27 protein-coding genes are annotated in these 25,561 nt (G+C 74.5%); 7 read left to right on the top strand and 20 right to left on the bottom strand.

The window, feature by feature from the left end; translation table 11 throughout:
* Positions 1–176: 176 nt before the first annotated feature.
* The 8 genes from GA0070611_RS10990 to GA0070611_RS10955 form a co-directional block, all read right to left on the bottom strand.
* Complete coding sequence (locus GA0070611_RS10990) at positions 177–977, bottom strand: T4 family baseplate hub assembly chaperone (RefSeq protein ID WP_091662036.1); 801 nt, start codon at positions 975–977, stop codon at positions 177–179.
* Between the two features lie 2 nt (positions 978–979).
* Positions 980–1,441: a phage tail protein gene (locus GA0070611_RS10985; protein ID WP_046566633.1), complete on the bottom strand. Its 462-nt coding sequence runs from the start codon at positions 1,439–1,441 to the stop codon at positions 980–982.
* 28 nt (positions 1,442–1,469) lie between these two features.
* The gene (locus GA0070611_RS10980; protein WP_091662032.1) at positions 1,470–3,851 is read right to left on the bottom strand and encodes a phage tail sheath family protein; all 2,382 of its coding nucleotides are present in this window, start codon (positions 3,849–3,851) and stop codon (positions 1,470–1,472) included.
* 9 nt (positions 3,852–3,860) lie between these two features.
* Entirely contained in the window at positions 3,861–5,678 is a 1,818-nt protein-coding gene (locus GA0070611_RS10975; RefSeq protein ID WP_091662028.1) for a phage tail sheath family protein, read from the bottom strand.
* Between the two features lie 2 nt (positions 5,679–5,680).
* On the bottom strand, positions 5,681–6,550 hold the full coding sequence (locus GA0070611_RS10970) for a hypothetical protein (protein ID WP_091662024.1): 870 nt from the start codon (positions 6,548–6,550) through the stop codon (positions 5,681–5,683).
* On the bottom strand, positions 6,547–7,836 hold the full coding sequence (locus GA0070611_RS10965; protein ID WP_091662020.1) for a hypothetical protein: 1,290 nt from the start codon (positions 7,834–7,836) through the stop codon (positions 6,547–6,549). The genes GA0070611_RS10970 and GA0070611_RS10965 overlap by 4 nt, the downstream gene beginning before the upstream one ends.
* 32 nt (positions 7,837–7,868) lie before the next feature.
* The gene (locus GA0070611_RS10960) at positions 7,869–8,198 is read right to left on the bottom strand and encodes a hypothetical protein (protein ID WP_091662015.1); all 330 of its coding nucleotides are present in this window, start codon (positions 8,196–8,198) and stop codon (positions 7,869–7,871) included.
* Between the two features lie 339 nt (positions 8,199–8,537).
* A complete protein-coding gene (locus GA0070611_RS10955) occupies positions 8,538–9,188 on the bottom strand; it encodes a LuxR C-terminal-related transcriptional regulator (protein WP_167604419.1) in 651 nt (216 codons plus the stop codon).
* Positions 9,189–9,631: 443 nt separating this feature from the next.
* On the opposite strand from GA0070611_RS10955, the gene GA0070611_RS10950 reads away from it, so the two are divergent.
* Both GA0070611_RS10950 and GA0070611_RS32215 read left to right on the top strand, forming a co-directional pair.
* Positions 9,632–10,570, top strand: coding sequence for an acetyltransferase (locus GA0070611_RS10950; protein ID WP_091662007.1), 939 nt, complete (start codon positions 9,632–9,634; stop codon positions 10,568–10,570).
* Positions 10,571–10,719: 149 nt separating this feature from the next.
* Positions 10,720–11,643 (top strand): AEC family transporter, encoded by a 924-nt coding sequence (locus tag GA0070611_RS32215; RefSeq protein WP_091662002.1) that lies wholly within the window; start codon positions 10,720–10,722, stop codon positions 11,641–11,643.
* Positions 11,644–11,661: 18 nt separating this feature from the next.
* Here the strand turns inward: GA0070611_RS32215 and GA0070611_RS10940 are convergent, their stop codons facing one another.
* The 6 genes from GA0070611_RS10940 to GA0070611_RS10915 form a co-directional block, all read right to left on the bottom strand.
* On the bottom strand, positions 11,662–12,081 hold the full coding sequence (locus GA0070611_RS10940; protein ID WP_091661998.1) for a DUF6069 family protein: 420 nt from the start codon (positions 12,079–12,081) through the stop codon (positions 11,662–11,664).
* Entirely contained in the window at positions 12,074–12,541 is a 468-nt protein-coding gene (locus GA0070611_RS10935; RefSeq protein WP_091661995.1) for an SRPBCC family protein, read from the bottom strand. Before GA0070611_RS10935 ends, GA0070611_RS10940 begins: the two co-directional genes overlap by 8 nt.
* Positions 12,538–12,882, bottom strand: coding sequence for an ArsR/SmtB family transcription factor (locus GA0070611_RS10930; RefSeq protein ID WP_091661991.1), 345 nt, complete (start codon positions 12,880–12,882; stop codon positions 12,538–12,540). The genes GA0070611_RS10935 and GA0070611_RS10930 overlap by 4 nt, the downstream gene beginning before the upstream one ends.
* A 54-nt stretch (positions 12,883–12,936) precedes the next feature.
* Positions 12,937–13,590, bottom strand: coding sequence for a Type 1 glutamine amidotransferase-like domain-containing protein (locus GA0070611_RS10925; protein ID WP_091661987.1), 654 nt, complete (start codon positions 13,588–13,590; stop codon positions 12,937–12,939).
* Positions 13,591–13,713: 123 nt separating this feature from the next.
* A complete protein-coding gene (locus GA0070611_RS10920) occupies positions 13,714–14,358 on the bottom strand; it encodes a class I SAM-dependent methyltransferase (protein ID WP_091661984.1) in 645 nt (214 codons plus the stop codon).
* 119 nt (positions 14,359–14,477) lie between these two features.
* The gene (locus GA0070611_RS10915; RefSeq protein WP_091661980.1) at positions 14,478–15,053 is read right to left on the bottom strand and encodes an SMI1/KNR4 family protein; all 576 of its coding nucleotides are present in this window, start codon (positions 15,051–15,053) and stop codon (positions 14,478–14,480) included.
* A 129-nt stretch (positions 15,054–15,182) separates the two neighbouring features.
* Between GA0070611_RS10915 and GA0070611_RS10910 the strand changes: the two genes are divergently transcribed.
* Genes GA0070611_RS10910 through GA0070611_RS10895 form a run of 4 tightly spaced genes read left to right on the top strand, consistent with a single transcriptional unit; the run spans position 15,183 to position 19,251 of the window.
* Positions 15,183–16,766 carry a phenylacetate--CoA ligase family protein gene (locus tag GA0070611_RS10910; RefSeq protein WP_091661975.1) on the top strand — a complete coding sequence of 528 codons (1,584 nt, stop codon included), beginning with the start codon at positions 15,183–15,185 and terminating at the stop codon, positions 16,764–16,766.
* Positions 16,766–17,206 (top strand): DUF4188 domain-containing protein, encoded by a 441-nt coding sequence (locus GA0070611_RS10905; RefSeq protein WP_091661972.1) that lies wholly within the window; start codon positions 16,766–16,768, stop codon positions 17,204–17,206. The genes GA0070611_RS10910 and GA0070611_RS10905 overlap by 1 nt, the downstream gene beginning before the upstream one ends.
* The gene (locus GA0070611_RS10900) at positions 17,203–18,285 is read left to right on the top strand and encodes a GNAT family N-acetyltransferase (RefSeq protein ID WP_091672765.1); all 1,083 of its coding nucleotides are present in this window, start codon (positions 17,203–17,205) and stop codon (positions 18,283–18,285) included. The genes GA0070611_RS10905 and GA0070611_RS10900 overlap by 4 nt, the downstream gene beginning before the upstream one ends.
* On the top strand, positions 18,286–19,251 hold the full coding sequence (locus GA0070611_RS10895) for a nitroreductase family protein (RefSeq protein WP_091661970.1): 966 nt from the start codon (positions 18,286–18,288) through the stop codon (positions 19,249–19,251).
* Between the two features lie 49 nt (positions 19,252–19,300).
* On the opposite strand, the gene GA0070611_RS10890 is transcribed toward GA0070611_RS10895, so the two are convergent.
* From GA0070611_RS10890 to GA0070611_RS10870, 5 genes are all read right to left on the bottom strand, one after another.
* On the bottom strand, positions 19,301–20,278 hold the full coding sequence (locus GA0070611_RS10890; RefSeq protein WP_091661964.1) for a hypothetical protein: 978 nt from the start codon (positions 20,276–20,278) through the stop codon (positions 19,301–19,303).
* Positions 20,272–20,604 (bottom strand): PadR family transcriptional regulator, encoded by a 333-nt coding sequence (locus GA0070611_RS10885; RefSeq protein WP_091661961.1) that lies wholly within the window; start codon positions 20,602–20,604, stop codon positions 20,272–20,274. The genes GA0070611_RS10890 and GA0070611_RS10885 overlap by 7 nt, the downstream gene beginning before the upstream one ends.
* Positions 20,605–20,641: 37 nt before the next feature.
* A complete protein-coding gene (locus tag GA0070611_RS10880) occupies positions 20,642–21,973 on the bottom strand; it encodes a cytochrome P450 (RefSeq protein WP_091661958.1) in 1,332 nt (443 codons plus the stop codon).
* Positions 21,970–22,725: an alpha/beta fold hydrolase gene (locus tag GA0070611_RS10875; RefSeq protein WP_091661955.1), complete on the bottom strand. Its 756-nt coding sequence runs from the start codon at positions 22,723–22,725 to the stop codon at positions 21,970–21,972. Before GA0070611_RS10875 ends, GA0070611_RS10880 begins: the two co-directional genes overlap by 4 nt.
* A 152-nt stretch (positions 22,726–22,877) precedes the next feature.
* Positions 22,878–23,705 (bottom strand): DUF72 domain-containing protein, encoded by an 828-nt coding sequence (locus GA0070611_RS10870; RefSeq protein ID WP_197675981.1) that lies wholly within the window; start codon positions 23,703–23,705, stop codon positions 22,878–22,880.
* 162 nt (positions 23,706–23,867) lie between these two features.
* Between GA0070611_RS10870 and GA0070611_RS10865 the strand changes: the two genes are divergently transcribed.
* The gene (locus GA0070611_RS10865; RefSeq protein ID WP_157740297.1) at positions 23,868–24,725 is read left to right on the top strand and encodes a hypothetical protein; all 858 of its coding nucleotides are present in this window, start codon (positions 23,868–23,870) and stop codon (positions 24,723–24,725) included.
* Positions 24,726–24,867: 142 nt separating this feature from the next.
* On the opposite strand, the gene GA0070611_RS10860 is transcribed toward GA0070611_RS10865, so the two are convergent.
* A complete protein-coding gene (locus GA0070611_RS10860) occupies positions 24,868–25,557 on the bottom strand; it encodes a hypothetical protein (RefSeq protein ID WP_091661945.1) in 690 nt (229 codons plus the stop codon).
* Positions 25,558–25,561: the final 4 nt, after the last annotated feature.

Here is a 25,561-nt window from a genome sequence, read left to right as displayed (position 1 = left end):
GTGCCGCGACTGCGCCTTCGCCCGGTCCATCTCGGCCTTCTGCTCGGCGAGCACGTCGGCCAGCAGCCGCACGTACGCCCGCCGCTCGTCGATCTCCAGTCCCATCGCCTCCGACCAGCTCCAGTGCAGGTGGTAGCCGAGCGCGAAGACCTCCTGCCGGAGCCGGTCGGCGTCGGTCAGCTCGGGGTAAAAAAACTGGTCAGGTCCAACGAGGTGCGCATCGGCCGGCCGCAGGTGCCGCAGTCGAACTCGCGGCTGAGGTCGACGCCGGGCATCTCGTCGCGGAACGCCCGCTCGATGCGGCCCCGGTCGCTCATCGTCAGGTCGGACAGGATCTTCGTGCCGAGCGCCTCGCGGCGGTTGTCGGGCATCTCCTCCCCGTCGCCGCTGACGCTGACCAGGCAGCGGGCCAGCAGCGCGTTGGTGCCCTTGGCCGCGTTGTCCCGGGCGATCAGCGACACCCGTTCCTCGTCGGCGCCGACCGGCAGGCGGAAGCGCAGCACGTCGTACCAGGCGTCCTTGGCCCGGTCCTCGAAGCCGTCCTCCAGCTCCACCACGATCTCCGGGATGCCCAGCCCCTCGCTGTGGCGCACCGGGAAGGTCTCCAGGTCCTCCAGCACGACCGTGGTCTCCCGACACGACGGGCAGGTGTAGTGCGCCTCCAGCTCGGTGCCGAAGGTGAGCTTGCGCAGCTCCAGCAGCAGGAAGTTGCGGTCCGGTGAGGTCAGCGCGCCGATCACCGACCGGTTCACCTGGCTGATCTCACCGATGCCGCGCACGCAGCCGTTGAGCAGCTCGGTGACCATCTTGCCGCCGTTGGCGCGCAGCTTGCGGTCGGAGAGCAGCGCCTCCTCGTGCCCGGTCATCTTGCGCAGCAGGGCGGTACGGTGCAGCCGCCCGTCCAGGTCGAGGTGGCCGACGGGCAGTCGCACCTCGTGCTCGCGGGGCCGGCGGGGCCGGACCTCGATCTCGGTCATCGTCACGAGACACGCTCCAGGCCCTCGTGCTCCAGCTCCAGGGTCTGCTTGAACAGCCCGGAGCTGCCCGCCTCCAGATCGGACAGCTTGGAGGACTTCACCCAGGCGCCGTAGAAGGCGAACCGGAGCACCTCCTGGCCGTTCTCCAGCTTGATCACCGCGCCGTTGCGCCGCACCGACGAGGTGTTGGTGTTCCCGTTGAGTTGGAACATCTCGGCGAACCAGTCCTTGAAGAAGCCGTCGAACCGGCTGCCGTCCATGTTGCGCTCGATGACCAGCGTGTCGAACTTGATGATGCCGCTGGAGATCTTGTGCACCGTGGGGGAGCCGCCGTCGGGCTGCTCGATCGTCTCGGTCATGCCCTCGTTCAACCCGGTGACCTTGGTGACGGGGCACTGGGTGCCCTCGATCTCCACCAGGAAGCCGTGCGTACGGTACGACTCCTGGAACGTCAGCTCTGCCATCTGTCTCGCCTTTCCCGTGTGCCGCTGATCAGCCGTCGGTCGCGGTCGCGCCGCTGTCCTGCTGGCCGACGACGATGAGGATCGCCTCGGCCGGTTTGGCCGGATAGAAATAGACCTCGAGGGTGAAGACCCCGTTCGCCACGTCCGCCGGCGCGTTGTTCTCCGCGTCGCACTTGACGGTGAAGACCTGCTCGGCCGGATCGGAGCCGAACGCGCCCTGCCGCCACAGCCCCAGCAGGAACGGGGTGACCACGTTGAACCGGACCATCCGGCGCAGCGCCTCGTCGTGCGGCTCCTGGGCCACCCAGGTGAGGCCGTCGCGCAGTGAGGACTTGACGAAGTTGAACAGCCGGCGCACGTTGACGAAGAGCCAGCGGGTGTCGGTGGAGAGGGTCCGGGACGCGTCGACGACGATGCCCGCGCCGGGCAGCGCCCGGATGCCGTTGACCCCGCCGTTGCGGACCAGGTCGGTGTGGTCGGCGTCGGTCATGTCGTACTCCACGCCGAGGGCGTCGGAGAGGCGCGCCTCGTCGCCGGCGGGCGCCTTCCACACGCCCCGGGCGTCGGCGATGCGCGCGTACGTGCCGAGCACCTGCCCGACCGGCGGGATCCACACCAGCGGCTGCGCCGCCGCGGTGGCCACGTCGGGGTTGACCACCTGGATCCACGGCCCGTACAGCGCGCCGAACACCTTCCGGCCGCGCAGGCCCGCCGCGTACGCCTTGGCGCCCTCGCGGTCGAAGCCGTACGGCACGGTGCCGATGAACATCGCGTCGCCGCGCCGCTCGCAGTAGCCGATCGCCCCGGCGGCCACCCCGATCGAGGTGGACTCCGGGCAGGCCAGCAGCTGGATCGCCACCTCGTTGAACGCCTCCAGGCCGGTGCGCTGGGCCGGGTCGCCCAGGTAGGCGGTGTCCGCCGGGTCGGCCCCGTCGTCGCCCCCGGTGAGCGGGTAAACGCCCGGCGCGGGGGCGTCCAGGCCCACCCCGGAGGCGCTGTCCAGGTCGGTGACGACCAGGTACGCCGAGCCGCCCCGCGGGTCGTTGACCACCGCCTCCACGTACGAGTCGTGGCTGTCCACCATGCTGACCGGGCCGAAGCGTTCCACCTCGGCGCCGTCGCGGCGTACCACCAGGTCGAACTCGACGGTGGAGACCCGCACCGCGGCGGCCGGCAGCGCCGGGAACGCCGGGCTCGACCCCCACCCGATCAGCCGGTACGTCTCCGACGCGGCGGTGAGCTGCCGGAACGTCTGCGAGCCGGCGACCGGGGTGGCGCTGGCCAGCCCCAGCGCGGTACGTGCGTCACCGCCACTGCCCGGCGCGGCCAGCGCGATCGTGGAGCCCGCCCCGTCCCGGTTGGACAGCAGCGCCAGCCGGTTGTTGTGGGTGACCTCGGCGCTGAACGCGACGGCCTGCCGGTTGATCGCCGCGGCGACCTCGGCCACGGTGACCGCCGCCGGGTTGGCGAAGTCGGAGTTGTGGAAGACGATCGTCTCCCCCGGGCCGCCGTCGGTGGTGACCAGCACGCCCGCGCCGTCGGCGACCGTGGCGGCCACCGCGGCGGTGCCGATCGCGTGCCCGCGGACCGCGAAGCGTACGGCCGAGCCGATCCGGAAGCCGCTCGCCGACGACAGCGCCGCCACCGTCCGGCCGGCCGCGAGGGAGCCGTCGCTGTTGGCGTTGCCGCCGGTGAAGCCGAGCGCGGCCGGCGCGGTCACCGCGAGCCGGGACCAGACCCGGGGGTCGGTGGCCACCACGGCGACCGCGACGGTGCCGTCCGGGGTGACCGCGGCCCGGACCGCCGTGGTCTGCCGGTTGATCGCGGCGGCCACCTCCTGTGCCGACGCCGCCCCGATGGTGGCGAAGTCGGCGGCGTGGAAGGTGACGGTGCCGACCTGGTCGACGCCCCGGGTGGTGACGGTGAACTGGGCGGTGGCCCCGTCGGTGAGCGCGAACGGCTCGGCGGTGCCGCCGACCACCTGGGCGGGCACCGAGGCGACGCCGAGCGGGTGCGGCTCGACGGCCACGCTCAGCGCGTCGCCCCAGGCGCCCGGCTCGGCGACGCCCCGCGCGCCGGCCCGCAGCCGCAACGTCGGCACCGGGGTGCCGGCCTGGTCGTTCACCACCACGGTGGACGACTGGGCGCCCGCACCGACGACCCGCACCGCGTACGCGTCCGAGCCGCCGTTGTCGAAGAAGCCCCGGACCGCGTACGCGCCGAACGCGTCGGCGGTGTAGCCGCCGAAGGTGGACACGAAGTCGCCGAAGCCACGGACCCGGACCGCCCGGTCGGGCGCGCCGCGCGCGCTGCGGACGAGGAACCCGGCGGTCGAGGTGGGCGCGGAGACGATCGCGGGGGACGACTTGCCGTCGACCTCCACGACGGTCACGCCGAGGTTGATGGTCATCAGCTACTCCTAGGCTTCGGCGGCGGTGCCGCCGCCGGGCTGCTGGCCGACGATGAGGTGCACGGTCTCGGCCGGGCGGACCGGGTAGAAATAGACCTCCACCCGGAACAACCCGAGGTCCACGTCGGCGGGCGGGTTGTTCTCCGCGTCGCACTTGACGGTGAAGACCTGCTCGGCCGGGTCGGAGCCGAAGGCGCCCTGCTGCCACAGGCCCAGCAGGAACGGGGTGATCACGTTGAACCGGACCATCCGGCGCAGCGCCTCGGTGTGCGGCTCCTGCCGCACGAAGCGCAGCCCGTCGCGCAGCGACGACTTGACGAAGTTGAACAGCAGCCGGACGTTCACGTACTGCCAGCGGGTGTCGGTGGAGAGTGTCCGGGAGCCGGCCACCACCGGCGTCCGCCCGCCGGGCGACAGCAGCCCGTTGGTCCGTCCGTTGCGGACCAGGTCGTCGTGCTCCCCGGCGCTGAACGCGGCGGCCAGCGACAACGCGCCGCGTACGGCGGCGGCGTCCCCGGCCGGGGCCTTGTGGATGCCGCGCTCCTGCTCGGTGCGGGCGTAGACGCCCATCACGTGCCCCTCGGGCGGGACGAACCGCACCGGCGCAGGCCCCACCCCGGCGGGATCGGCGACCTGGATCCACGGCGCGTACAACGCCCCGTAGACCTTCGCCCCCTGGAACTGGGCCGCGTACTCCTTGACCGCCTGGGTGTAGTGCGCGACGGTCTCGGTGTAGTCGGCGGTGGAGCGGGGAACCGTGCCGGCCGGGTGACCCCGGTCCGGGGCCGAGCCGACGTACACGCAGTCGCCGCGCGCCGCGGCGTAGTCCAGCGCGCCCCGGACCACGAGCGCCTCGCCCACCGCCGGGAGCAGGTGCGCGTCGGGCACCGCCAGCAGTTGGACGGCCGCGGTGTCCAGCGCGTGCAGCCCGGTGTGCGCGGCGGCGTCGCCGACCAGGTCGCCGGCCGCGGCGGCGGTCTCGCTGCCACCGGTGAGCGCGACGCCACTGACCACGGCGGGCAGGTCGACGCCGGGCGCGGCGCTGCTCAGGTCCGCGACCGTGACGTAGCGGGAGCCGGTGACCGGGTGGTTGAGCCGGTCGAGCACGTAGTCGGCGGAGCCGGACTGCATGGAGAGGTTCGACCAGGTCTCGACGACCGGGAACGCGCCGGTGGCGGGATCCTGCTGCCGGACGACGAGGCGGAACTCGGCGCTGCTGACGGCCACCCCGGCGGCCACGGCCTCGCCGGTGGCGGCGCCGAGGGTGACCGTACGGGTGGCCCGGTCGACGGCCGTGACGACCCGCAACAGCGTGGTGGTGGAGGCGACCCGCAGCACCGTGCCGACCTCGACGCCGGCCAGCGAGGCGAGCTGCAGAGTGGTGGCGGCGGCGGTCGCGGCGGCCCCGACGGTGGTGACGGCCCGGGGATCGTCGCGGACGTCGAGCCGCAGCGCGTGTGCCCACACGCCCGGGTCGGCCACCCCCCGGTAGCCGGCGCTGACCCGCAGGCTGGCCGCCGCTGCGCCCTGCCGGTCGTTGAGGGTGGCCCGGGCGGCCTGGCTGCCGGCGCCGGCGACCCGCACGACGTACGCCTCGCGACCGCCGTTGAGGAAGAACCCGGTGACCGCGTGCGGCAGGTACCCGTCGGCGTGGTGGCCGCCGAAACGGGCGGTGAACTGGTCCAGGCTGCTGACCCGGACGGCCTGGTCGGGCACGCCCCGGCGGGTACGCCCGACGAACGCGCCGACGGAGGTGGGCGCGGCCGCCAACGCGGGGCTGGCCCGCCCGTCGACCTCGGTGACGTTCACCCCTACCTGAAGTGCCATCGCTACGAGTTCCTTTCTGGCGACATCCGGACCGTCCCTTGCGCGACGAGGCGGCGGAGCAGGCCGTCGGCGGCGGTGCCGGAGGCGACGACGAGGCGTCCGCGGGCCGGCAACACCTGCCGGCCGGTGGGCAGCTGAAGTTCGACGGGGGCCGAGGTGAGGTTCTCCAGGACCGTGGTGCCGGCCGCCGGCCGGCAGACCAGCCGCGCCGGACCGGTGCGGTACGGGTCGCTGAGCGCGGCGTCGCCGGTGAAGCCGAGGACGGCGGCGGCGTCCGGCACGTCCGTCGCCGGTGGGGTCACCGCGAGCCGGGACCCGACGCCCCGGGTGGGGGAGGTGAGGCGGACGTGCCCGTCGCCGGTGGCCCGGGCGACCGCGCGGCGCAGTTGCCGGTTGATCCGCGCCGCGACCTCCTCGGCGCTCCACTGCCCGTCCTGGTCGTCGAAGGTGACCTTGCGCCGCGACCGGCTGTCCACCTGCACGCTCATCGCGGCGCCCGACGGCAGCGGGTACGGGCCGGCGCCGCCGGTGAGCACGGCCGAGCCGGGTCCGTGGCCGGAGACCGCGACCGGGCCGCCCGTGCCGAGCCCGAGGGCGGCGGCCGCGGTCGAGGCGGTCGGGTCGACCTCCAGCACGGTGCTCTCGCCGGTGCCCTCGGTGGCGAGCACCAGCGCGCCGTCGGGGTCCACGTCGGCGCTCACCCCGTCGACGCCGTCGAACGCCGCGGCGAGCTGCTCGCCGGTCGCGTGCAGCTCACCGTCCCCGGCGGTGGCGTCCGGCACGGTGTCCGGGCCGAACGTCAGGGTCTGCCACGGTCCGTCGTCGACCCGCAGCACGAGGGTGGCTCCCTCGCGGAGCCGGTAGCTGGTCATATCCGGAGCACGATTCCTTCCTGGTCCTCGGGCCCGGGCGTCGGCGGTGGCGCGGACCCGCTCGGGTCCCAGGGGGTGTCCAGCGGGCCGGAGCGCAGCTGCGCCTGGCGCACCCACGGCGCCTCGGTCCGGGCCCCCTGCTCGACGCGGGTGCCGACGTGCAGGTAGACGGGGGCGGGCACCGCGCGGGTGCGGATGTCCAGGGGTGGTGGCAGCAGCGTCTGCACCGGCAGGACGGTGCCGTTGACGCGCAGCCCGGTGTCGACGCCGACCCGGCGCAGGATCTCGGTGCGCAGCGCCAGCGAGTGGGCCCGGTGCCGGGCGGCGGGCAGCAGCTGGTACTCGGCGAGGACGGGTCGCGGGGGCGGGCGCAGGCTGCACACGGTCAGCCCGCCCCGGACCCGGAACGAGTCGCGCTGCGGGATGTTCCAGCCCCGCTCGGGCTCCTCGCGCTGGTCGGTCAGGGTGAGCAGCACCACCGGGTCGGGCAGCCCGTCGACGGCGGTGACGTCGGTGAACGGGGGCTCCTCGACGACCACCGGGGCGACGACGCTCAGGCGTGCCCCGGGGCCGGTGGCCGTGGCCAGGGCGGGGGTGACGGTCAGGGTCGTCGTGCCGGCCACCTCGTCGTGCGTCGCGGCGGTCACCGCGTACCGCGCCGACGTGCCGTCGACGGTGATCCGGTTGCCCGGGTACAGCGCGTGGTGGAGACCGACGACGAGGGTGGTCGCGCCGGCCGCGGCGGGCTGCACCGGCAGCGCGGTCACCCCGGGCAGCGGCAGCCCGTCGAGCAGTTGCACCAGCGCCGTCTCGACGTCGAGCAGCGCGTCGTCGCGTACCGCCAGCAGCTCGTCGAGGTGGATCTCGAAGGGCACGCCGGTCAGGACCCGGAGGGTGAAGCCGGTGACCCGGCCGCGCCGGTCGCCGGCGATGCCGAACCGGTGCTGCTCCCAGGTGCGCCGCCGGTTGACCGGGATCAGCCAGCGGTGCTCCTCGCCGGGCGCGTCGGCCGCGTCGGAGTAGGAGAGCTCCAGCAGGAAGGGCGCGGCCGCCGTGCCGTCGGCGGCGCGCGAGGCGTACGTCCAGAGCCGCAGCTCGTCGTAGCCGCTCAGGTCCAGCGGGGCCGGTGGGGTGAGCTGCGCGGTGACGCCGGTGGCCCCGGCGTGTGCGGCGAGCCGCAGCGAGCCGGTGCCCTGCACCCGGAACGCGGTGACGGTGCTGTCGAGCAGGGCCGGGTTCGCCGAGGTCCAGGGCTGCTCGAAGCCGTGCACCAGGTCACTGGCCATGTCGTTCCTCCCTCACCCTCGTCCGGTCCCGCTCACCGCTGTTCCTCGTCGTCCGCCCGGATGGCCGCGGCCAGCTCGGCCGGGGTCGCCCAGGCGACCTCGACGAGCTGCGGGCGCAGCCGGTAGCTCACCGCCGTGCCCGCTCCGGTGACCGCCAGCACCCGGATGCCCGGGTACTGGTCCAGCAGGTGCGTGGCGACCCCGGGCAGCCCGCCGGCGGGAGCCGGCACCACCACCACGTCCGCCGCCAGCGCGCCGGCGGCCTGCAACAGCTCCCAGGGGCCGGCGGCGACACCGACCACCTCCAGGTCCGCCTGTTCCTCGACGGCCCGCAGAACCGCGTCCCGCACCGTCGTCGCCACGCCGCCGAGAAGTATGCGAATTGCTGGCACCATCGGCCTCCTCCGTGCGGCACCTATCACGGTACGAATGACGGCGGCGGTCGAGAATGGAGATTGGTGCTCAATTGAGGACCAGGGCGTCGACTGGTCCTTTGGTACCAGGGACGGTGGTACCCATTGATTTCCTCGGTCGGCGGATCGCATTGCCTGTCCGCTGGCCGACACCAATTCGAACGATCAGCGAAAGGTGATCGACCGTTCGGTCGAAAAGGGTGGACGATCGGATTCCGGATCGGGCCGCAAATGGGTCCTCCGGTAGCGCCGGCGCGTTTCCCGGCGCCGGGAGTCAGCGGGCCGGCGTCACCAGCCGGGAGCCTGCGCCCGGCGGCGGACCCCGCGCACCAGTGCCGCCGCCTCGCCCCGGCGGCTCACCTCCAGCTTCTCCAGGAGGTTGTGCACGTGGTTCTTGACGGTGCGGATCTCGATGTTGAGCTTGCGGGCGATCTCCTTGTTGGACATGCCCTCGTCGATGAGGCCGAGGATCTCCCGTTCCCGGGTGGTCAGCCGGCTCTCCCCGGCGGGCCCGCCCGGGGCGCGCCCGCGCTGCCCCATCCGGCGCATCAGCGCCGCCGCGACCGGGGGAGGGCAGGTCACCTCGCCGCGTCCGGCGGCGGCGACCACCCGTAGCAGGCCCTCGCTCGACTCGTCGCGCAGCAGGTAGCCGGTCACGCCCGCCTCGGCGCACGCCACCACCTCGTCGTCGCCGCCGGAGACGCCCAGCGCGATCACCCGCGTGTCGGCGCAGGCGGCGACCAGCCGACGGCAGACGGCGAGGCTGTCCCGCGTCGCCAGGCTCACCAGGACGACCCGGAAGCCGTGCTCGGCGACCGCGCGCAGGGCCGCTTCGGCGTCGGCCGCCCCGGCCGCCCGTTCGACGAACGGTTGCGCGCCCAGAATGTCGAGCACGTGGTCGCGGAAGAGCCGTATGTCGTCGACAACGAGGACACGCAACGGTGTCCCCTCGTATTCAATCATCACCCTGATGCTCCCCGGCCCGGACCCGGCATGGCCGCCACCCTGGTCAACAGGAAATAGCCCGGCGGCGGGGCGCACAAGTGCTGTGACACCTTGTCGACATGGCCGCGCCGGGCGGGCCGCGGGCCGCGGCTTTATGATCCGCCGACTTTGTCGCGGTGGCGGGCAATGCGGCAATTCCGGTGACGGAATGGGAACCGTCCATTCCAGAATTGCGGTGCATGTCGTGCGGCAAGCATTTCCCGCGGCCGGCCGGCCGGGTCGGGCGTTGCGGGCGGGCCGACCGGTCCGGTAGGTTCCGGGTACGCCGACGAGCCGGAGGGAGGTCAGAACAATGTCCGATGTTCTGCGCCCCGTCCGCGTACCGGCGTCCACGCGGAGCTGATCCGGGGCGTACGCCTTCCCGGAGGATCACCGCCATGACCGATCCGGTCATCCGTCCGCTCGTCGCGGGCGAGGAAACTCTGTTCGACTCCATGCCCGACCCGCTGCCGCAGCTGCGCCAGATGGGCTACGCCGACGGCGTCGCCGGCGGCGGCTACCGCCCCGAGCACACCTGGGTGGCCCTGCGCGGCGGCCGGGTCGTCGCCCGGGCGGCCTGGCTGCTCCCGCCCGGTGCCGTCGGCTCTCCCTGGCTGGACTGGTTCGACCTGACCGCCGAACCGGAACTCGGGGCCGCGCTGCTGCGCGCCGCGCACGAGGCGCTCGGTGGCCCGCTGTCCTACCAGGCCACCCTGCCCGCGTACTGGCGACGCCGGCCGGAGGTGCTGGCCGTGGTGGCACCGCCGATGGCGGCGGCCCGGCTCGCCGGGCTGGTGGAGCGTGGCGAGCGGCTGCGCTGCACCTGGGCCGGTACCCCGTTGCCGGCCACCGCCGGCCGGTACACCTTCCGTCCGGCCGCCGACGCGGCCGAGGTCGAGGCCCTGGTCGCCCGGATCGGCGACCCGGAGGTGCTGACCGGCAAGGAGATCGCCCGCGCGGTCGGTGGCGTGGACCTGGCCACCGCGCCGCTGGCCTGGCTGGGCGGCCTGGGCGACAACTGGCGGGTCGCGCTGGACGCCGGGGAGCCGGTCGGGCTGGCCGGTACGGCCGGCGACGCCTGCTACCCGTTGCTGGCCTGGCTCGGCCTGCGGGACGAGGCAGCCCGTGCCGAACTGCTCGTCGACGCGGTCCGGGTGCTCGCCGAGGGCGGCGCGCGCGAGGTGGTGGCCGACGTGGACGGTCACCGGGTGGCCGCGCTGGCGGAGCTGGAACGCACCGGGTTCCGGCGGCTGCGCAGCCGGCTGCTGTTCGAGCCCGCGGGTGCCGCGCCCGCCGACCGGGCCGACGCGCCCCGATCGGCGGTCACCACGGGCTAGCTCGCCGTCCGGCCCGATGTGGCCACGCCCGGCCTGCCGCCCCGCCCTCCTCCCTCGGGGCGGGACGGCCGGCCGGGCCGAACGCGGGCAGAGCTGGGCTGCGCGCGGGTGGTCCGTGGCAGTGGGAACCCTCGAGGGGTGACGCACGGATGAGCCTGGTGTCCGCGTTCGTACCGATCTGGATCCTCACCGCGGTCGGCTGGGCGGCCTGTCGCCGGGGCCTGCTGGGCGAGGCGGCGGCGTCGGCGCTCGGCCGCTTCGTGTTCCACCTCGCGATGCCGGCCGCCCTGTTCCTGGCGTTGTCCCGGATGCCGCTGTCCGGGTTCGCCGGCCGCCCGCTGCTCGCCTTCGGGGTGAGTACGGCCGCGGTCGTCGGGGCCGGGTGGGTCGCCGCGGGCCGGTTGTTCGGTCGCGCGCCCGGCGAGCGGCCGATCCGGGGCATGGCCGCCGGGTACGTGAACTCGGCGAACCTCGGCATCCCGATCGCCACGCAGGTGCTGGGCGACGTGTCTTTCCTGGCGGAGGTGGTGCTGGTGCAGGTGCTGGTGGTGACGCCGGTGATCCTGGTCGCCCTGGACCGGCACCGTGACCCGGAGGGACGGGTCCGGGTCCGCCGGATCGCCTCGCTGCCGGTCCGCAACCCGGTGATCCTGGCGTCGCTGCTCGGTGTCGCCTGCTCGGCCGCCGGCCTGCGTCCGCCGTCGGCGGCCGGCGCGTCGCTCACCCTGCTGTCGGGGGCCGCGGTGCCGGCCGCCCTGGTCGCGCTCGGCGCCTCGCTGCACCGCACGGCGCCGACGCGGACCGAGCCGGCCGAGCCGACCGAGCTCGCCGTGATCGCCGCGCTGAAACTCGTCGCGCAGCCGGTCGTCGCGTACGCGGCCGGGCTGGCGCTGGACCTGTCCGCGTCGCAGTTGCTCGCCGTGGTGGTGTGCGCGGGCCTGCCGACGGCGCAGAACACGTTCATCTTCGGCCAGGAGTACGGCGTCGGCGAGGCGGTGGCGAACCGGGCGGTGGTGCTGACCACGACGCTGTCGCTGGGCACCCTGGCCGCGGCGGCGGCACTGCTCGGGTAGGTAGGGCGGGCCACGCGGTCAGGTCACGGTGGTCACTGATGGGCGCGTGGCACGGTCGACGGCGATGACGGCGGCGATGGTGATCGGGACGAGGGTGAGGTGGCAGAGGGCCAGTGTCGCCTTGCTCGCGGTGTCGAAGTCTGTGGGCAGGGTCATGAGGGCGATCGTGCCGATCGCCAGCAGCGGGCCGACGACCAGGGCGACCCGGACGACCCAGGCGGCACGCGGCGCGAGCAGAGCGACGGCGGTGAGGCCGACGAGCAGCGGTACGGCGCTGAAACCGGCGACGGTGACCGCGTCGACCTCGGCCGGTCCACCGGAGGTGGTGAACCGGAACGTGCCGCCGACCGCTCGCCCGACGCCGTAGAGGATGAGATTGACCGCCACGGCGGTGGCGCCGGCGAGGGCGACGGTCGCCGCCGGAGAGTGCCTAGACATCGGCGGGCTCCGTCCCACCCCGGCGGACCAGGAACGCCTCGATGCGGGCGAATGCGCCGGCCCACACCTCGCCGACGAAGAAGTCACGGATCTCGGGAACCGGGAAACCGCTCTGGACCACGGTCATCAGAGTGCCGCCATCGTTCTCCTCGAACGTGACCTCGATGCGGGTCGTCATGGTCATGCCGTCCGGACCGGTGCCGGTGGAATTGGTGACGAGCCGGTGCGGGCGGTCGATCACGAGGAAGGTCTGCGTTTCTCGAAACAGCATGTCCGGACTGGGCCCCCACACCGCTGTCTGCTGCCCGCCGACCCGCAGATCGACCTGGATCTCGACGATGCCGGGCTGCTCGTCGAGGATGGTGAACCAGATCTTCTGCTTCTCGGCGTCCGTGTACGCGTCGAAGACCTCCTCCGGGCTGGCGGGTAGTTGCCGCGTCATCCGCATGTCGAGCGTCATGAATCCTGTCCCTTCGAGCCGGGCTGGAGGGTGAGGTAGGCGTCGAGGCCGTCGAGGCGGCGGCCCCAGAGCCGCTGGTGGAAGCTGATCCAGGCCATCGCCTCATCCAGTGGCGCGACGCCCAGACGGCACTGACGGGTCCGGCCGACCTTCTCCGTGACGACGAGTCCGGCATCTTCGAGCACCCGTACGTGCTTCTTCATGCCGGTCAGGCTCATCCCGGTGGGTTCGGCAAGTTCGCCGATGGTGGCCGGGCCGTCGCCGAGCCGGATCAGAATGCCTCGGCGGGTCGGATCGGCGAGCGAGGCGAACACCCGGTCCAGGACGTGTTGGTGAACCACACGGTTCACCTTAGGGCACTGAACCTCCGAGTTCAACGTGCTTCGCTGTCGCGACTACCCGGGGAACTGCCTCCACTGCCCCTCGGAGACGACCTCGACGGTGCCGTCGGTGACCGTGATGGCCGTCTGGTCGTCGATCGCGTACGCCGGTCCGGCGATCTCGGCCGCCCACTTCTCGGCGCCGGCCATGGTGTTGTCCGGCTCGAGGCCCAGGTGCGGGAAGATCGAGAAGTCGACGAGGCCCAGGGTGCGGTCGTCGGGCGCGTCCTGCCACGCGACGAAGTCCGCGCCGATGCGGGGGGTCAGTGCCATGCTGCCGCCGCTCAGCCCCACCCAGACGGTGTCGGGCAGCGACGGCAGCAGGTCCGCCAGCCCGGACCGCCGCATCCAGTGGCTGAGGTACGTCGCGTCGCCGCCGTGGGCGAGCAGGACGTCGGCCTCCCGGACCCAGGGCTCCCACCGCTCCCGCCCGATGCTGGGCAGCGCCGTCAACTCCAGCACCCCCAGCGACTTCCAGCCCAGGTCGGTCATCGGCAGCGGCGTCTGACCACTGACGAAACGCCAGGCCGAGGCCGGCCCACCCATGGGATAGCACGCGGTGGGGATGCACAGGGCACTGGACTCGGAGATCGGCTTGCCCAGCAGGTCCACCAGTGCGGCACGGATGCTCGGGTTCTGGACGCCGGCGGAGGTGAGCAGCAGCTTCACGCGGGTCTCCCGTACGTAGCGGTCATGACGCTCTCCGGGGGTCGGGGAGCGTGGGTGCACGGGAGTGCAGACCGGACACCGGCACGAAACTCATCGCCACCTCGCCCGGAGGCCGCACCCCGCTCAGGCCGGAGCCGGGGCGCGGACCGTGCGCAGCAGGAAGCCCGGCAGCGCCAGGTCCTCCCCGCCCACCTCGGCCGTCACGTCGATCCCCGTCACGTCGGTGTCCACCCAGTCCGGCGCGGCGAACGCCGCCCGTAGCAACTCCTCGGTCAGGCTCCAGCCCTCGCCGGCCGCCCGGGACACCGCGAGCACGAAGACGCTGGCGCCCGGCGCGGCGAGACCCGGCAGCAGCCGCAGGTACGCCTCCGCCCGACCACCGCCGGCCCGGTGCAGGATGTGCAGCAGGCCGGAGTCGAAGACCGAGTCGAAGGGCGCGTCCGGCAATGACAGCCGGGTCGCGTCCCCGACCTCGAAGCGCACCGACACGCCGGCGCGGGTCGCCCGGGCGCGGGCCGTGTCGATCGCCACCGACGAGATGTCGACGGCGGTCACCTGGTACCCCCGGCGGCCCAGCGCGATCGCGAGGTCCCCCGGGCCGCAGCCGATGTCGAGCACCTTCGGGCCCCGGACCCGGTCGTCCAGCACCGCGGCGAGTGCCGGCTGTGGACGGCCGATGTCCCAGGGCGGGCCGCCCGAGCCGGCACTGTCGAGGTAGATCCGGTCGTAGTCGTCGTCGCCGTGCCGATCGGCGTCACGTGCGGTCATCGCACCTCCCGGGCCGCAGCCGGTCTCCACGCTACCGCCTCGCGGACCGGGTGCGGGCACCGCGACGCGGCACGTCCGGCACCGTCTGACCGGGCGCGATTGTCCGCCCGGCCTTCGGGTCAGCGCCACTGCAGCGTGCCGCCGTCGACGATCTCGGTGCGCGTGGGGTCGTCGAGCCGGCGGGCGGTGTCGGCGAGCATCGCGGCCGTACCGGCCCAGCCGGTCGGGTGGCAGCCGTCCTCGGCCGTCCAGGACAGGACGCCGCCGTGGCGCGCTCCGTCGCGCAGGTCGACCACGAGCAGGTCGCCGGCCAGGTCCCGGCAGATCGGCACGGTGGCGGTGCAGAAACCGCGCAGGCGCTCCCCGGCCGTGGTGGCGTGGGTGCCGTCCGGGCCGCAGCAGTCCGGGTTGGCGAACGGCGCGAGGTCGGCGAAGCGGCGGCGCGCGTCCACGGTGGACAGCGGCAGGTAATGGGTGGGGATCGGGGAGCCGGCGCGGTAGTCGGCGTCCGCGATGCCGTCCGTCAGCCGCCACCAGGCCAGCAGGTCGGCCGGTAGGGGGCGGCCCACCACAGCTTCGGTGCGGCGGACCTCGGCGGCACCGGCCGGCGGACGGATCGCCTGCGCCGTCACCGGGGCGTGCCGGGCCAGCCAGCCGCTGATCCGGGCCCAGGATTCCTCGACCGGTGTGTCCACGCCGGCACGATACCGGTCACTGCCGGTCCGGGGCGGGTGCCGGCGGCGTCGATCCTGGGCCCGGGTACTCAGCCCCGCTGCGCGCATCGGCTCAGGTGCCTACGGCCGGGCCCGCCGAGGATCGTCGGTATGGCCGAGACGTTGCCGCGACCCGCTCACCCGTCCACCCGTACCGCGCCCGACCTCGGCGCCGGCGAGCGCTGGCGGCGGGCCCGCCTCCGGCTGGTCACCCGGCTGGTCGGGGCGCCGCTGCGGGTGGCGCTGCGCCGGCCGGCGGGCTGGCGCTGGCTGGCCCGTCACTACCACCCGGCGCTGGACCGGTTCGCGGCGGCGAACGCCCGCACCGTGTGCGCGCTCGCCGCGCTGGACGTCCCCGCGTACCGGGACCACCTCGGCGCGACCGTGCAGCGGGGCCGGCGGCGGTTGGCCGACTTCCCGGAGACCGACAAGGACAGCTACGTCGTCGCCCACTCCACCGCCCGGCGGTGCTGGTCGGGGCGGCTGCCGACGCACGGCGTGGTGGTCGACGAGTCGGCCGGCTCCTCGGGCCGGCCGTTCAACTGGCCGCGCGGCAGCCGGGAGCTGCGTGCCGTGCACCACGACGTCGCCGGCTACACCAGCCTGGTCTTCCCGATGCGCCGGCCGTTCGTGATCAACGCGTACTCGATGGGCGCGTGGGCGACCGGGACGACGACCGGGGCCGCGATGGCCCGGATCGCGGTGGTGAAGAACACCGGGCCGGACCTCGGCAAGATCGTGGACACCCTGCGCGAGTTCGGCCCCGACTTCGACTACCTGGTGACGGCGTACCCGCCGTTCCTCAAGCACCTGCGCGACCGGCTCGACGCCGACGGCTTCCCCTGGGCGCGCTACCGCATCTCGGCGAGCTGCGGGGGAGAGGGGATGACCGAGGCGCTGCGCGGCTACCTGGAGGAGCGGTTCCTGCGGGTGCGCTCGGCGTACGGGGCGTCCGACCTGACCATCGGCATCGGCGCGGAGAACCGGTTCACCGTCTGGTTGCGCCGCCGGCTGCGGACCGACGCGTCGCTGCGGGCCGCGCTGCTCGGCCCGGACGAGCAGCGGCTGCCGATGGTGTTCCAGTACAACCCGCTGGCCACCTGGCTGGAGACCAACCAGCGGCGGGAGCTGCTCTGCACCGTCACCAGCACCGACGTGCTCCAGCCCCGGCTGCGCTACAACGTCGGCGACGAGGCGCTGCTGGTCGGCTACCACCGGCTGCTCGACCTGCTGCGCGCCGACCCCGACCGGTGGGCGGACTGCCGGGCGGCGCTGGAACAGGAACGGATGACCCTGCCGGTGCTGCTGCTCTTCGGCCGGCGCGACTCGACCGTGTCCTACCTCGGCGCGAACCTCTACCCGCAGGACGTCGAGTACGGGCTCTACACCGGCAACCCGTACGCCGCCCAGATCGCCCGGTTCTGCCTGACCCTGGTCGAGGACGCCGCGCTGGAGACCCGGCCGGTGATCCACCTCGAACTGCGCCGCCCGCTGTCCGGACCGGACCGCGCCGCCCTGGTGGCCGCCTGCCGGGACGGGGTGCGGCGGCACCTCGCGGCGGTCTCCCGCGACTTCGCGCAGTCGCTGACCGAGGACCCGACCGCCGGTGACCTGCGCGTCGAGGCGCACGAGCCGGGCACCGGCCCGTTCGCCGGCCCGCAGAAGATCAAGAACGTCTACCTGGTGGGTGAGTGATGCGTACCCGTGACTTCTCCCGCGCCCCCGCGGCGGCCCGCGCCGACGCCATGTTCATCGGGGCGACCCGCTACCGCAGCCCGCTGGCGGTCCTGCGGCTGCTGCCGCGCTGGCGGCGGATGCTGCGCGACCTGCGGCGGATGCCCGGCTACCGCTGGCACACCGTGTACTGGCAGTACCCGTTCACCCTCGGCACCATCGCCTTCTTCGCCGACCGCGACGCGATGCTGCGCTTCGCCCGCTCCCGGCACCACCGGCGGCTGATGACCTGGGTGACCGACGGCGACCGGCAGGCCACCGCCGGCTGGATCCGGCTCTTCGCCGCCGAGCCCGACGGCTACACCAACGGCCGGTGGCGCGCCGAGTCCCGCGAGATGGCGCACATCCCGACCTTCACCCCGCTGGGCGGGGAGACGACCGGACCGGCGGTGCGGTGGTGAGCGCCGGACGCCGCTTCGAGCGGGTCGTCGACCGGCGCGGCCTGCGGGACTTCCTCGACCTCACCGACCGGGTGTACGCGGGCGAGCCGCGCTTCGTGCCGCCCCCGCGCCAGCAGGTACGGCGCTGGTGGCGCGACGGCGTGCCGATGTACGTGCTGCGCGACGGCGGCGGCACCGTGGTCGGCCGGACCACGCTGCACACGTCTGCCGCCCTCGACGCCAGACTCGGCCGCCGCTGCCAGCTCTTCGGGCTGACCGAGTTCACCGGCCCGGCCGCCGAGCCGCTGTTCGCGGCGCTCACCGCGCACGCCGCCGCCGACCGGGAGCTGCTCTTCGGGCCGGTGGCGCTGCTGCCCAACCAGGCCGGCGGCGTGATCACCTCCGGCCACGCCGACCGGGGCTTCGTGGACAGCGCCTGGAACCCGCCCCGGTACGTCACCGCATACGAGTCGGCGGGTTTCCGCCGCCGCTTCGAGTCCGACACCTGGATCTGCCCGGTCACCGGCCCCGGGGACGGCCCGGCGACCCGGATCGACACCGACGGGGCCGAGCTGCGCGTGCACCGGGGCGACCTGAAGCGCCTCGACGCGCAGCTCGACCTGCTGCGAGAGCTGCTCAACGCCTCCTTCGCCCAGCTCGGCTACTACACCGAGATCTCCGCGGCGCAGCTGCGCCGGCAGACCGACGGGCTGGCGTACCTGCTGGACGAGTCGCTGCTGCTGTACCTGACCCGGGCCGGCCGGCCGGTCGGGTTCGTGCTCTGCCTGCCCGACATCAGCGAGTTCCTGGTCCGGGTCCGCGGTGACCTGCACCCGGTCAACCAGCTCCGGCTGCTGGCCACCCGCCGGCGCTACCGGCGGGAGGCGGTGCTGGTCGTCAAGGGGGTGCTGCCGGCGTACCAGGGGCGCGGCTACCAGCGGATCCTCTCCGCCGAGCTGCGCCGCAACCTGCACGCCGGCGGCTACACCACGCTGCGCAGCACCTACGTCGGGCGGGACAACCCGGCGTCGGCGGCCCAGTACCGGGCACTCGGTGGCCGGCCGCTGCACGGCTACACGTTCTACGAGAAGGCGCTCTAGATGGACCTCACCGCGTTCCGCGCGCTGGAACCGCTCTGCTGGCGGGCCCCGAGCGCGCACAACACCCAACCCTGGCGGCTCGACTACCGCGCCGACGCCATCCGGGTCGGCTGGGACCCGGCCGACACCCTGCCGGCGGCCGACCCCACCGGACGGGACCTGCGGCTGTCGCTGGGCGCGTTCGTCGAGACCTGCCTGGTCGTGTCGGCCGACGTCGGGCTGCCGGTGGAGTTCGTCGCGGACCACTACCCGGGTGAGCGCCGGGTCGGCTGGCTGCGCCCCGCCCGGCACGGCTACCACAGCCCGTTCACCACCGAGCAGGTGCTCCTCCGGCGTACCCACCGGGGTCGGTTCTCCGCCGGGCTGCCGGCGGAGGCCATCGTCGCGGTCGACGCCGTCGCCCGCGCGGCCGGCGGCACCGCGCGGACGCTGCCGCCCGCCGGCGGGCTGCGGCGGCTGCTGGCCACGGCGGACCGGCACCAGTACGCGGACCCGGCGGTCGTCGGCGAGCTGCGGTCCTGGCTGCGGCTCAGCCGGGGTCACTCCCGCTATCGCGCCGACGGGCTCACCGACAGGTGCCTGGGCCTGTCCCGGGGCGAGGCGGCCGGGCTGCGCGCCGCGCTGGCGGCCTACCCGGTGCTGCGCCGGGCCGGGCTGCCCCGGCTGCTGGCGTCGGCGGCCGGCGACCCGCTTGCCCTCGGCGGCGACGTGATCGTGCTGATCGGCCCGGCGGAGGCGGACGACGCGACGCAGGTCGAGCTGGGCCGCGCGCTGATGCGCATCTGGTTGACGCTGCACGCGGCCGGGCTGGCCGCGCACCCGCTCAGCCAGCTGATCGACGCGCCCGCCACCCGCGCGGCGCTGGGCACCCTGCTGGACGTGGCGCCGCACCGGCTGCTGCACGTGGCCCGGGTCGGCCGGCCGGCGGGTCCGGCGGTGCGCTCCGCCCGCCGGCTCGACCGGTGACCGCGCGCCGACCGGTGGGCGGACGCCGACGACGTCCGCCCACCCCCGTTCAGGCCGGCAGCGCGGCGGCGGGCGTGGTGGCCCGCCGCCGGGTGGCGAGCAGGTACGCCGCCCCGAAGGCGGTGACGGCGAGCAGGACGTGCGGGTAGGAGCTGACGAAGAAGATCACGGCCCGGGCCGAGTGGAAGCTGAGCGCCCCCTCGTCCGGGGAGGTCTCGAACGGGTTCGCCGGCACCAGCCACTGCGGGAACCACTTCCACGCCTCGGCCCGTGGGGCCGTGCCGGCGTCGAACTGCGCGAACGTCGCAGCCGTCACCGCGACCGCGCTGACCAGCACGGTGGCGAGCAGGCCGTGGACCAACCGGTGCCGGCCGGCCCGGGAGAGCCAGCCGCCGACGGCGATGAAGCCGACCAGCCAGACCACCCAGCTCGTCACCATGCCGTAGGGCTGCCGGCCGAAGGCGTAGCCCATGGTGGGTACGGCGACGCTGCCGGTGACGTGGTCGAGCAGGAAGCCGACACCCACCCACGCGGCCACCACCGCGACCAGGCACAGACCGAGCGATCGGGGGCGGACCGCCGGGCCGGACCGGCGGCCGACCAGCCATCCGGCCGCCGCCGCCATCAGCACGGGGGCGAGGGCGACGGTGCCCACCACCAGGCGGGCGGCCAGGCCGGCGTCGTCGATCACCGGCCGATCGCCCTCGGCCTGGGCGCTGTACACCCCGTACCAGCTGTGCTGCAGCAGGCTGAGGCCGAGCAGGTACGCCGAGAGCGCGGCGACCACCACCGCGGCCCGACGGACCCCGAACCGGCCGTACCGGCCCTCGCCGGGGCTGACCGCCAGACTGCCGGCGAAGGTGACCATCCGCCACTGGCGCAGCAGGGGACCGATGCTCCCGTCCCCGGCGAGGACCGCCACCTCGGCGGACCACTCCCGCTCCAGCTCGGCCCGGCGATCGGCCGGCCAGCGCAGGGCCGCGCGGCGCAGCAACCACCGGGTGGTGGCCGCCGCCGGCCTCACCACGCCGGCCTCGCCCGGGTCGACGCCGCGGTGGACCGGGTGACCGTGGTGCCGGCGCGCAGCTCGGCCAGGACGGCGGTCGCCGAGGTCACGCCCTCGGCGGTCAGTTGGTAGTAGCGCCGGGCCGGGCGGCCCGCCTCGACCGGATCGAGGTCCTCCCACCGGGCGGTTGCCCAGCCGGCGTGCTGGAGTCTGGTCAGGACCGGGTAGAGCGTGCCGCTGGCCAGCCCGGTCTGCTGCATGAGTCTCAGGCCGTAGTGCTCGCCGTCCGGCTCGGCGAGCAGCGCGGCGAGAACCCTGGCCACGGGTACGGTGATCTTAACCCCCATGGCCGTAACTCTACATAGGGGAGAGCCGGAACTCTACCTAGGTCGAGGGTCGGCGTCGACGCCAGCGCACCGGCAGCCGCTTCACCCCGCGCTGGAAGTTCGACCGCAGATACGTGGGCCGGCCGGCGTACCCCAGCTCGGTGGTCCGGGACAGCAGCGCCGCGAGCAGCGCCCGCAGCTGGCAGCGGGCCAGCTGCGCGCCCAGACAGAAGTGCGGGCCGTGCCCGAAGCCCAGGTGCGGGTTCGGGTGGCGGCCGAGATCCAGCCGGTCCGGATCGACGAAGACCCGCTCGTCGCGGTTGGCCGAGGCGAACGAGACCACCACCTTCTCCCCGGCCCGCACCGGCACCCCGCCGACCGTGGTGTCCGCCGTGGCGGTCCGCCGGAACACCATCACCGGCGTCCACCAGCGCAGCAGCTCGTCGACCGCGGTGTCGAACAGGCCCGGGTCACGGCGCAGCCGGGCCAGTTCCGCCGGGTGCTCCAGAAGGGCGATCAGGGCGCCGGGCAGGGCGTTGCGGACCGTCTCGTTGCCGGCCACGGCGAACAGCCAGAACATGTTCTCGAACTCGGTCACCGACAGCCGCTCGTCGCCCCGCTCGGCCAGCAGCACGGACATCACGTCCGCGCCCGGCTCGCGGCGCTTCGCCGCGGCCAGCAGGTGGGCGTACGCGTACAGGTCCGCCATCCCGGCCCGGGTGCGCGGGTCGGGCAGCCGGCCGTCGGCGGCCGGTGTCGGCCGGTGCCGCAGCGCCTCGCGCGCCATGGCCGTGCCGGCCCGCGGGTCGAACGCCGCCGACGTCGCGTGCTCCGGGTCCTGGAAGCCGATCACCCGGTTCGACCAGTCGTAGAGCAGCCAGCGGTCGGCCTCCGGCACGCCGAGCACGTCGGCGAGAGTGAGCAACGGCAGGTCGGCGGCGAGATCCCGGACGAAGTCGAAGCTGCCCTCGTCCGCATCGCCCAGCACCCGCTCGACCAGCGCCACCGCGTTCGCCCGGATCGACTCCTCCAGCGTCGCCACCGCCCGGGGGGTGAACGCCCGGGCGACCGGGCGGCGCAACCGGCCGTGCTCCGGCGGATCCCGGTTGAGCATCATCTGCCGCACATACCCGAGATCCTCGGCGGTGGCCGGGTCCCGGATCTGGGTGCCGCCCCGCCACGACGAGAAGAGCCCGGGCCGGCGCAGCACGTCGGTCACCTCGGCGTGCCGGAGCACCAGCCAGAAACCCGGCCCGGCCGGCAGCCCGAGCAACGGCGGCTCCGCCACCCGCACCACCGCGGCCTGCGCCCGCAGCGCGGCGAGCAGCTCGTACGGGACGCCGTCGACGTAGCTGCGCGGATCGACCAGCGGCGTCGGGTCGACGCTCACCGGCCGAGGAACTCCTCGACCACCGTGACCAACCGGACCGGCGTCTCGTACATGGCGTAGTGCCCGGCGTTGGCGAGCACCTCCAGCCGGGCCTCGGGGTAGTGCCGCAGCCAGGTCTCGCGCATCGTGTCGGCGCCCAGCGCCGGATCGTGCTCGCCGACCACGGCGAGCGCCGGCACCGTGTTGCCCTTCACCTCGTCGGTGAAGTCCGTGCGTGCCCATGCGGTCAGGTACGCCCCGAACGCCTCCCGGGTCGAGTGGGCCAGCGAGAACCGCACCATCTCGTCCAGCCAGTGCCCGGAGAGGCGGTTGCCAGTGGTCAGGTCGATGATGGCCCGCCGGTTGCCCGGCTCGGCCGCCGCGCCGTCGAAGAGCGCCCAGCTCTGCAGGTCGAAGGGGACCCCGCCGGCCGGCACCGGACTGATGCCGACCAGCCGCCGCACCCGCTGCGGGGCGTCGGCGAGCACCCGCTGCGCGGCGCTGCCGCCCATCGAGTGCCCGACCACCGAGAAGGTGTCCCAGTCGAGGGAGTCGGCCAGCTCGAGCGCGTCCCGGGAGATCTCGGCGATGCTGTACTCGCCGGTCTCGTCCTGCCGCGCGCCGTAGCCCCGGTAGTCCAGGAAGGCCCAGCTGAACCGTTCGGTGTCGATCAGCTCCGGCAGCGCGCCCCAGCCCTGGGCCGAGCCGAACCAGCCGTGCAGGGCCAGCACCCGGTGCGGGCCGTGACCGACGCTGATGTGGTGGATCGTCATGACGGCGACTCCTCCCGCTGCCACGGCGGCGCACTGCCCCGTCGGGTGGTGTGACAGCGACCGTAGTCCGCCCGCGTACCGAACGGAAGGGTCCGGGCGGCCGGAACCGCCGTCGTGCCGCCCCGCGCCGCGCCGGTCACCGGTGGGGCCGCTCAGAACAGCGTCGACGGCCCCACCGGCTCCGGCTCGGGCAGCGGGGCGAGCTGCGGCAGCCGGGCCCGGACCGCGTCGTGGAACCGGCGGGCCAGCTCCGGCGCGTCGGCGTTGTCGGGGGTGTGCACGAAGAAGGTCGGCGAGCGGCCCTCGCGCAGCCAGTCGGTCACCACGTCGAGCCACCTCTGCCAGCCCTCGACGGTCCGCGCCGGGTCGTCGCGGCCCAGGTAGCGGACGATCGGACGGTCGGTCAGGGCGCGGGTGCGCAGCGGCGTGCGCGGCTTGCGGGTCCACGCCTCCCGCTCGGCGTCGCTGGTCGGCGGGGTGCGGAAGAACGCGGTGGTGTCGAAGGGAATCCACTCCGCCCCGACCGCGGCCAGGGCCTCCTCCAGCGTCCGCGCCTCGCGGGGGTCGGTGAAGAACGCCGGATGGCGGACCTCCACGGCGTACCGGTGGGCGGTGGGCAGCCCGCGCAGGAAGCGGGCCAGCGCGGGTACGTCGGTGGGGCCGAACGAGCCCGGCACCTGGACCCAGAGCGCGTGCGCCCGGGGGCCCAGCGGCTCGATCGCGTGCAGGAACGCCCGTAGCTCCTCATCCGCCCCGGTCAGCCGCCGGTCGTGGGTGACCGCCCGGGGCAGCTTCGGTACGAACCGGAACTCCGGCCCGGTCTGCCGCGCCCACGACTGCACCGTGTCCCGGACGGGCGTGGCGTAGAAGGTGGTGTTCCCCTCGACCGCCGTGCACCAGCCGGCGTAGGCGCGCAGCCGCTCGTGGGTCGGCAGCGGGTGCGGCAGGAAGCGCCCCTGCCAGGACCGGTGCGTCCACATCGCGCACCCCACGTGCAGACGCATGCCACCCTCCCCGGTCCACCGGCCCGGGCCGTCCCGCGCCGTGGCCACGGTAGCCGGCCCCGGCCGGGGCACTGCACGCCCACCGGGCGTGCCCGCCGATGGTATGAATGCACGGTGGCGGCGCAGAACATGGACCTGATGACTGATCTCCGTGCGCTGGTCGAGGAGGCCCTGCCGGCGCAGCTGCCCGGCGCGCGGGTCGCGCCGGACGAGGACGAGATCCTCGTGCCGCTGCCCGACGGCCGGGCCCGGGTCTCGCTGGCGCCGCTGCTGCGTCGCTGCCGCGACGAGCCGCGTCAGATCTGGCCGCACCTGCTGGCCGACTGGCTCGCCGACCTGCGCGGCCAGTTGCCGCCGAGCGTCGCCGCCGACGAGGCCGGCCCGATCCCGCTCGACCGGCTCCGGCTGCGGCTGACCCCGGGCGCCGACGCGGAGTCCAGCGGCTTCCTCGCGCTGCCGTTCGGCGACCACTTCACCGCGGCCGTCGTGGTCGACCGGCCCGGCCGGCTCGACCTGCTCACCCTCACCCAGGCCGAACAGCTGGGGCGCGAGCCCGACGAGCTGGTCCGCCTCGCCGTGCGGCAGACCGTGCAGCACGAGTTGGCGACCCTCGACGTACGCGACCACGAGCTGCCCGCCGGCGGATCGGTCCGGCTGCTCGCCGCCGACGGCAACCCCTACGTGACGACCGCGCTGATGTCGGTGCCGCGGTTCCTGCCGGAGGCCGGCGAGTACGGCGCGCTGGTCGCCGCGCCCCGCTACAGCGCGGTGCTGCTGCACCAGGTCGGTGCCGACCTGCGGGACACCGCCGTGGCGTTCGACCGGGTGACCCGGTCGATGTTCGACGCCGCCGACGACCGCTGCACCGACCGGATCTTCTGGTGGCACGACCGCGTCTTCCACCCGGTCCGGGTCCTGCCCGGGACCGACGGCGGCCCGGCCGAGCTGCGGGTGCCGCCGGCGTTGGCGCCGCTGGCCGACCGGCTGGGCCTCTGAACCCGTCGCCGGTACCGGGCGACGGGAGCCGGCCCGAGGTCGTCGACGCGGGCTGGTCCGGCCGGCGACCTGGACCCCGCCGCGTCCGGTCAGGGCGCCGGGACCCCGCCGCGTCCGGCCAGGGCACCTCGGCCCTGCCCGGCTACGCCGCCTCGACGCGGTCCAGCTTGCGCGCGGCCAGCCCCTCGTCCCGCTGCCCGGTCAGGAACTCCAGCGCCGCCCCGCGTCCGCCCCCGTCCCACGCCTGTCGTAGCCGGTCGTAGAACTCGGCGTGGGCGGTCAGCGGTGCGGCGGCCTTCGCCGACGCCGTCCGGGCCCGCTCGCGCCACAGCTCGGCGAGCTGCGTCGCCGGATCCGTCGGCGACCCGGCGTCGGTGACCACCCGCCACCCGGGCAGCTCGTGCCAGAACGTGTAGCGCTTCGGCGGCCGCTGGGCGAAGTCCCGCTCGGCGACCTCGGCGAGCCGGTCCGGTGGCCAATCGTCGATCTTCGGCAGGCCGGTGTCGAGGACGAACCCCCGGACGTCGGCGGCCGCGGTGTCGGACAGCAGGTCCACGGTGGCCGGCCCGGACGCCGCCTCGTCCATCCGGACACCGTGGGTCAGCACCAGCTCGGGGAAGGGCAGCACGAGCGGCTGCACGCCGGCCAGCGCCCAGCCGGCCGGCCGCGACGGGGAGCCCGTGTAGCCGATCCAGGCCAGCGCCCACTGCACCGGCTCGCGGACCAGCAGCGTGCCGAGACCGGTGCCGCGCAGCGCCCACTCGCCCGGTAGCTCGTCGCGCAGGCCGGACAGGATCTGCCGCCACCGCCGCGCCTTCTCCGCAGAGGACATGGGC

Origin of the sequence: Micromonospora auratinigra (genome assembly GCF_900089595.1) — a bacterium.
Lineage (GTDB): Bacteria > Actinomycetota > Actinomycetes > Mycobacteriales > Micromonosporaceae > Micromonospora > Micromonospora auratinigra.
This window is presented reverse-complemented; position numbering and strand designations above follow the sequence as displayed.